Origin of the sequence: Plesiocystis pacifica SIR-1 (assembly GCF_000170895.1) — a bacterium.
GTDB classification, from domain to species: Bacteria; Myxococcota_A; Polyangia; order Nannocystales; family Nannocystaceae; genus Plesiocystis; species Plesiocystis pacifica.
On record NZ_ABCS01000034.1, the window covers coordinates 78,901 to 86,339 of the forward strand.

Consider the following 7,439-nt stretch of genomic DNA (forward strand, 5'->3'; position numbering starts at 1 on the left):
ATGCGCGAGACTTCGACCCCGACCTCCGACTCGCCCGACGCCTCGGAGGGCGCGGGCGCTCCGCAGTCCGACGCCTCGGACGCTCCCGACGCGCAGGCCGCTCAGGCGGCCGAGAAGCTGGCCGTGCTCTCGGACCGGCTCCGGGCCATGGACCGCTTCCGGTTCACGGTCACCCGCCCGGTCGCCGTGCTCATGGTGTTCTTCGCGGTCATCGTGTTCGGCGCCTTCTCGGCGACCTCGCTGCCCGTCAACCTCATGCCGGACATCAGCTACCCCAAGCTGACGGTCCGCACCGAGTACGAGGGCGCGGCCCCGGCCGAGGTCGAGAACGACGTCGCCCGCCCCCTCGAGGAGGTGCTCGGCGTGGTCACCGGGGTCACGCGGATCTCCAGCGTGTCCCGGGCGGGCTACGCCGACGTGATCCTCGAGTTCACCTGGGACATGGACATGGGCGACGCCAACCAGGACGTGCTCGAGAAGCTCGACGTGATCAAGTCGGCGCTGCCCGAGGAGTCCAAGGCGCCGCTGATCCTGCGCTACGACCCGACCCTCGACCCCGTGCTCGTGCTCAGCCTGTCCGGCGAGGGCGAGGCCTACGAGGGCGTCGCGGGCCTCAAGGCCCTGCGCCGGGTCGCCGACCGCGAGGTCCGGCGCTTGCTCGAGCCCGTCGACGGCGTCGCCTCGGTCAAGGTCCGCGGCGGCCTCGAGGAGGAGATCCACGTCGAGCTCGACGAGGACGCCCTGCGCCGCACGGGCATCTCGAGCAACGACGTCATCTCGCGGCTGAGCGCCGAGAACATCAACCTCGCCGGCGGCAGCATGCGCGAGGGCCGGACCCGCTACCTGATCCGCACGGTCAACGAGTTCCGCGACCTCGACGACATCCGCGATCTGGTCGTCGCCAGCCGCAACGGCCGCGACGTGCTCCTGCGCCACATCGCGACCATCGAGCACGGCTTCAAGGACCGCGAGGTCATCACCCGCATCGACGGCTCCGAGGCCGTGATGATCGAGGTCTACAAGGAGGCCGACGCGAACATCGTCGAGATGGCCAAGCAGGTGCGCGAGCGCATCGACGGCCAGGTCGCGCCCAAGCTGGCCAAGGAGTACGACACCTCCCTCGGGCTCGTGTCCGACCGCTCGCTGTTCATCCAGTCGAGCATCGCCGAGGTCCGCAACACCGCCATCGTCGGCGGCCTGTTCGCGATCCTGGTCCTGTTCCTGTTCCTGCGCGAGGGCCGGTCCACGGTCATCGTCGCGGCCTCGATCCCCGTCTCGATCCTGGTCACCTTCGCGCCCCTGAAGCTGGCCGGCGTCAGCCTCAACATCATGAGCCTGGGCGGCATGGCCCTGGGCATCGGCATGTTGGTCGACAACTCGATCGTCGTGCTCGAGTCCATCCACCGCTGCCGCGAGGAGGGCGACCCGCTGGTCCGCGCGACCCTGCGCGGGGTCTCGGAGGTCGGCTCGGCCGTGGTCGCCTCGACGCTGACCTCGATCGCCGTGTTCTTCCCGATGATCTTCGTCGAGGGCGTCGCCGGGCAGATGTTCGGCGACCTCGGCCTGACCGTGGTGTTCTCGCTGCTGGCCTCCCTGGCCGTGGCCCTGTTCCTGATCCCGATGCTGGCCTCGCGGCAGCTGCCCGGGGGCGAGAGCCCGAGCCTGGGCGAGCGCCTGCGCGGTCGCTGGCTGCGCTGGACCGCGGTCATCGAGGTCCGCGAGCTGTTCGCCGAGTGGGCGTGGTGGCGGCTGTTGTTCCTGCCCTACTACTTGGTCCGCTTCGTGCTCCACCTGGCCCTCGAGCTCGTCGCCAAGGTCATCGCCACGGTCTTCGGCCTGGTCGCGACGGCGGTGGTGATGGTCTTCGCCGGCGTGTTCTGGGCGCTGGGCTGGGTGGTCAAGCCCGTGCTGTGGGCCTTCGACAAGTTCCTCGACGTCCTCGGGCGGATCTACGCCGCGGTGATCCGCTGGTCCCTGCGCCACTCGATCACGGTCCTGGGCGTGGCAGCGCTGGCCCTGTCGGTGATGGCCGGGGGCGCGACGCGCCTGGACACGGAGCTGATCCCGGAGGTCCACCAGGCCGAGTTCACCATCGAGCTCAGCTTCCCCGTGGGCACGCCCATCGACGAGACCGATCGCCTGGTCGAGCCCCTCGAGGAGGCCCTGCGCGAGCGGGTCCCGCACCTGCGCGCCATGGTGACCTCCGTCGGCAGCGAGCGCGACAGCGACGACTCCAGCGAGCGGGGCGAGCACACCTCGAAGATCGCCATCTCGCTGCTCGCGGGCGGCGGCCAGCAGCGCGCCGCGGCCCAGAGCCAGGCCCAGGCCCAGGGCGAGGCTGGCGAGGACGGTGAAGAGGGCGAGGCCAAGGTCGAGGCGCCTTCGGCCATGGCCGCGCTGCTCTCGCCCGCGGCCGCCGAGGCCGAGGCCCTCGCCGTGGTCCGCGAGGTCATCCGCGACATCCCGGACCTCGAGACCAACATCAGCCGCCCCGTGCTGTTCTCGTTCAAGACCCCGGTCGAGGTCGAGATCCGCGGCCACGACCTCGAGGAGCTGGCCGCGGCCACGGAGGCCGTGCGCGCCCGGCTCGAGGGCATCGAGGGCCTGCGCGACGTCAAGGCCTCGATCCAGCCGGGCAACCCGGAGGTCCAGATCATCTACGACCGCGACGCCCTCGCGCGCCTGGGCCTGGACATTCGCCAGGTCGCCGAGCTCGTCCGCGACAAGGTCCAGGGCCAGGAGGCGACCAAGTTCAACCGCCAGGACCGCAAGGTGCCGATCCGCGTGCGCGTCGAGGGCATGGACCAGGCCAACGTCGAGGAGCTGCGCAACCTCGCCGTGAACCCGTCTGGGGTCGCGGCCCTCAACGCGATCACCGGCGAGGTCGGGCAGACCACCCCGCCGATCCCGCTGAGCGCCGTCGCGGACATCAAGGTCGGGCGCGGACCCAACGAGATCCGCCGCATTGGTCAGCAGCGCGTCGGCCTGGTCACCGCCAACGTCGAGGGCGTGGGGCTGGGCACGGCGGCCACGGAGATCAGCGCGGCCATCGACGGCCTGGAGCTGCCCGCCGGGGTCAAGACCGCGGTCACCGGTCAGAGCGAGGAGTGGGAGACCTCGAGCCGCTCGCTCTACCTCGCCCTCGCGCTGTCGGTGTTCCTCGTCTACGTGATCATGGCCTCGCAGTTCGAGAGCCTGATCTACCCGCTGATCATCCTGGTCTCGATCCCCCTGGCCTTCGTGGGCGTGGTCGTGGTGCTGCTCGCCCTCGACATGCCGATCTCGGTCATCGCCTTCCTGGGCGCGATCATGCTGGCGGGCATCGTGGTCAACAACGCGATCGTGCTCGTGGACTACGTCAACCAGCTCAAGGCCCGGGGCCACGCGACCGCCGAGGCCCTCGAGATGGCCGGGACCATCCGCCTGCGCCCGATCCTGATGACCACCCTGACCACGGTGCTGGGGCTCATCCCCATGGCCGCGGGCATGGGCGACGGCGCGGAGATCCGCCAGCCGATGGCGATCACGGTCATCGCCGGGCTGAGCTTCTCGACCCTGCTGACGCTGATCGTCATCCCGACGCTCTACCAGCTGGTCGACCGGCTCACGGGCGAGCGCGGGGGCAGCAGCCCGGCCGAGCAGCTCGAGCGCGAGCTGGCCGAGCTCGACCGCGGGCTGCTCGTGCCCGAGATGGTCGAGCTCGCCCAGACCCAGGCCGCCGACGCCAACGCTGACGCCGACGCCGAGAGCGAAGCACCACCGGACGACGAGGCGCCCGCGCCCGCGCCCGAGGCAGAGGAGCCCAGCGATGGCTGATCCGGCGCAGTCAGGGGAGGCCCCGCGCGAGCACCAGGTCCACGACAACGCCGTCGTGCACCTGGCCCTGCGTCGGCCCATCACCATGCTGATGATCTTCGCCAGCGTGCTCGTGCTGGGCATGGTGGCCTTCCTCAACATCCCCCTCGAGCTGATCCCGGCGGGGGCCTCGGCGCCTTTCCTGTCGGTCGAGGTGCCCTACGGCAACGCCACGGCCCAGGACGTCGAGGACAAGATCACCCGGCCGCTCGAGGCCGAGCTGGCGACCACGCCGACCCTCGACGAGATCAGCGCGACCTCGAGCTCGAGCCGGGCGCGGGTCAACATGCTGTTCGAGCAGGACGCGGACATGGACCTGGCCTACCGGGAGGTCCGCGACCGCGTGGCGCGGGTGCGCGCCGATCTACCGGACGACGTCCAGCAGATCGCGATCCAAAAGCAGGACGCGGACAGCCTGCCCATCGCCTTTTACGGCGTGTCCTGGCCCGAGGGCTACGACGGCGCCATGGACATCGTCGAGCGCCGGCTGATCCGCCGGCTCGAGCGCATCGAGGGGGTGGGCCTGGTCGCCAACTGGGGCGGCATGGAGCGGGAGATCCGCATCGAGGTCGACCGCGAGCTCGCCGAGGCCGCGAACCTCAACATCTTCGAGATCGCCCAGAGCCTCGGCCAGTCCCACTTCAACCTGGCCAGCGGCACCCTCGAGGAGGCCGAGGGCAAGTACCTGCTCCGCTCCCTGGCCGAGTACTCGACCCCCGAGGAGCTCGAGGAGGTCGTCGTCGGGCCCAACGACCTGCGCCTCGCCGACGTCGCCGACGTGCTCTACGAGTACCCCGAGCGCGAGTCCTACGCCCGCTACAAGGGCCGGGAGTCCATGGCGGTGTTCGTCATCAAGGAGTCCGAGGCCAACACCGTCGACGTCTGCGATCGGGTCAAGGCGGAGATCGCCGAGGCCGTCAAGGACCCGGCCCTGGGCGCCTTCGAGGTCACCGAGATCTTCATCCAGGGCGACACCATCGTGTCGAGCCTCGAGCAGGTCGTCGACTCGGGCCTGCAGGGCGGGATCTTGGCGGTGTTCGTGCTGCTCTTCTTCCTGCGCCGGCTGCGGCTGACGGTGGTCATCGCCCTGTCGATCCCGCTGTCGATGTTCATGGCGCTGCCCTTCATGTACTTCGCGGGCCAGTCCATCAACCTGGTCTCGCTGATCGGCCTGATGATCTGCATCGGCCTGGTGGTCGACAACTCCGTCGTCGTCGCCGAGAACATCGCCCGCTACCGCGCCCGGGGGGTCTCGCGCTTCGCGGCCGCCCTGCACGGCGCCAGCGAGGTGGCCCTGCCCATCACCCTGGCCACGGCCACGACCATGGTCGTGTTCCTCCCGGCCGCGCTGATCAGCTCGGGCAGCACCCAGTTCTTCATGATCCGCATGGTCACGCCGGTGTGCGTGTCCCTGCTCGCCAGCTTGTTCGTCGCGCTGATCCTCATCCCCCTCGCGGCCGCCTTCCTCCTCGACCGGGACCTGTTCGAGGACGTCGACGAGCACAGCTGGCGGGGCCGGCTGATGCGCGCGGACAAGTGGTGGAAGGACAAGCTCGGCAGGCTCTACGACATGACCTTCGGCAGGCTCGCCGAGCTCTACGGACGGCTCTTGCGCCTGAGCCTGCGCCGGCGCGTCGACGTGGTGCTGATCAGCTTGTTGGCCATGGGCTCGCTGGTCATCCCCGCGGACCCGGAGACGGGGGTGAGCCAGTCGGGCGAGGGCAACATGGGCGGTCGCCAGGTCAACATCGGCTACTCCATGCCCCAGGACGTGACCTTGGAGGAGGCGGACGCCTTCACCCGCGAGCTCGAGGCGCACATCGCCGAGCACCGGGACGAGTGGGGGGTCGACGGCGAGTTCGTGCAGGTCGAGCCGGGCTGGATCGAGCTGCAGATCTTCTTCGGCCCGCCCCAGGACGGAGACCGGCCGTACCGCGAGGTCGGCGAGGAGATCGTCAGCGGGCTCCCGACCCCGCCCGGGTGGCAAAAGTACTCGCGCTTCGCCGAGGCCGACGGCGGGCAAAAGAGCTCCTTCCCCGTGTTCATCTACGGCGACTCCCACCGCGCGGTGCAGGAGGTCAAGGAGGAGCTCGAGGCCAGCCTCGAGAAGGTCGAGGGGGTGACCTCGATCCTCAGCAGCAACAGCAAGAACAGCGACCGCCAGGACGAGCTCGCGCTGTCCCTGGACCCGGTCATGGCCGAGCGCCTCGGGGTCTCCGCGGGCATGGTCGGCAACACCGTGGCCTACGCCCTGCGCGGCAACCCGCTGCCGCGCTTCACCGGGGACGGCCGCGAGATCGAGGTGTGGATCCGCTACAAGAAAGAGGACCGCGAGAAGCTCAGCGACCTGCTCGAGTTCAAGGTCCCGACCTCGGCGGGCACGGCGGTGCCGCTGCGCACCGTCACCCAGCGAGAGGTCCGCAAGGGCGAGACCGTGCTCGTCCGCAACAACAAGCGGGTCGCGGCGATGGTCCAGGTCGAGATCGATCCAAAGCGCCGCGCCGAGGCGATCGCCAACATCCAGGCCTTCCTCGGCACCTACGACCTCCCGCCAGGGGTGTCCTTCGACAGCGAGCAGGAGGCCCGGGCGCTCAACACCGCGAAGCGGGACCTGATCTGGGCGGCGGTCCTCGCCTGCGTGTTCATCTTCTTGCTGATGGGCTTTTTGTTCGAGAGCTTCGTGCTCCCGCTCTCGGTCCTCCCGGCCATCCCCCTGAGCCTCGTCGGCGTGTGGTGGTTCCTCTACCTGACCGACAGCGACCTCGACGTGCTCGCGGGCATCGGCCTGCTGCTGCTCATCGGCGTCGTGGTCAACAACGCCATCGTGCTCGTCGACTTCATCAACGGCGCCCGGGCCCAGGGCGTCGAGCGCAGCGAGGCCATCGTCCAGGCGGGGGTCCAGCGCTTTCGGCCGATCTTCATGACCGCGCTGACCACCGTGGGCGGCATGCTGCCCCTGGCCTTCGCCGATCCGCCGGCCGAGGGCATCCCCTACGGCCCCTTCGGCAAGACCCTCGTCGGCGGCATGACGACCTCGACGATCCTGACGCTGATCGTCGTGCCGGTGAGCTACACGGCCTTTGACGACCTGCGCGAGCGGATGCTGGCGTGGTTCGCTCGGGTGTTCCGCCGGGACCAGGCCGGAGCCGATGGCCCGGCTGAGGGGGCGGGGCTCGACGCCGAGGCCGGGGACCCCACGGCGGCCGAGTAGCCAGGCGCGGTCGGTCCGCTGCGGCTACACGCCGCAGTTGACGTTCTTTTCCTGCAGCCGGATCGCCTCGGCGTCGTCGACCACGATGGCCTCGTCGAGCAGCCACTGGAACATGGCGTTGGCGATGGCCTTCTCGCCGCGCACGTTCCACAGCCACACCGCGAGGCTACAGACCGGGCCGTGGACGTCCTGGAAGGCGAGGCGGCGCAGCTCGACGCCGCCCAGGGAGACGGCCTCGACGTACTCGGCGCGGAGGTTGACGAAGGTCTGCCACTCGTCGAGGGGCTCGTGGTCGCGGCGGGCCTCGACGCGGCTGGCGAGGGCGGTGGCGGCGATCTCGAGGGCGTCGAGGAGGCGGGCGCGGAGCTCCCGG

3 protein-coding genes are annotated in these 7,439 nt (G+C 70.0%); 2 read left to right on the forward strand and 1 reads right to left on the reverse strand.

All coding sequences use genetic code 11. The features are described from left to right. Both PPSIR1_RS18760 and PPSIR1_RS18765 read left to right on the forward strand, forming a co-directional pair. Entirely contained in the window at positions 1 to 3,816 is a 3,816-nt protein-coding gene (locus tag PPSIR1_RS18760; RefSeq protein WP_006972696.1) for an efflux RND transporter permease subunit, read from the forward strand. Continuing rightward, the gene (locus PPSIR1_RS18765) at positions 3,809 to 7,066 is read left to right on the forward strand and encodes an efflux RND transporter permease subunit (RefSeq protein WP_006972697.1); all 3,258 of its coding nucleotides are present in this window, start codon (positions 3,809 to 3,811) and stop codon (positions 7,064 to 7,066) included. Before PPSIR1_RS18760 ends, PPSIR1_RS18765 begins: the two co-directional genes overlap by 8 nt. 24 nt (positions 7,067 to 7,090) lie before the next feature. Here the strand turns inward: PPSIR1_RS18765 and PPSIR1_RS18770 are convergent. Continuing rightward, a partial coding sequence (locus PPSIR1_RS18770) for a hypothetical protein (RefSeq protein WP_006972698.1) occupies positions 7,091 to 7,439 on the reverse strand: 349 nt, incomplete at its 5' end.

Coding starts and splice junctions, on each gene's coding strand:
- PPSIR1_RS18760 (WP_006972696.1), top strand. CDS start 1: ATGCGCGAGACTTCGACCCCGACCTCCGACTCGCCCGACGCCTCGGAG.
- PPSIR1_RS18765 (WP_006972697.1), top strand. CDS start 3,809: ATGGCTGATCCGGCGCAGTCAGGGGAGGCCCCGCGCGAGCACCAGGTC.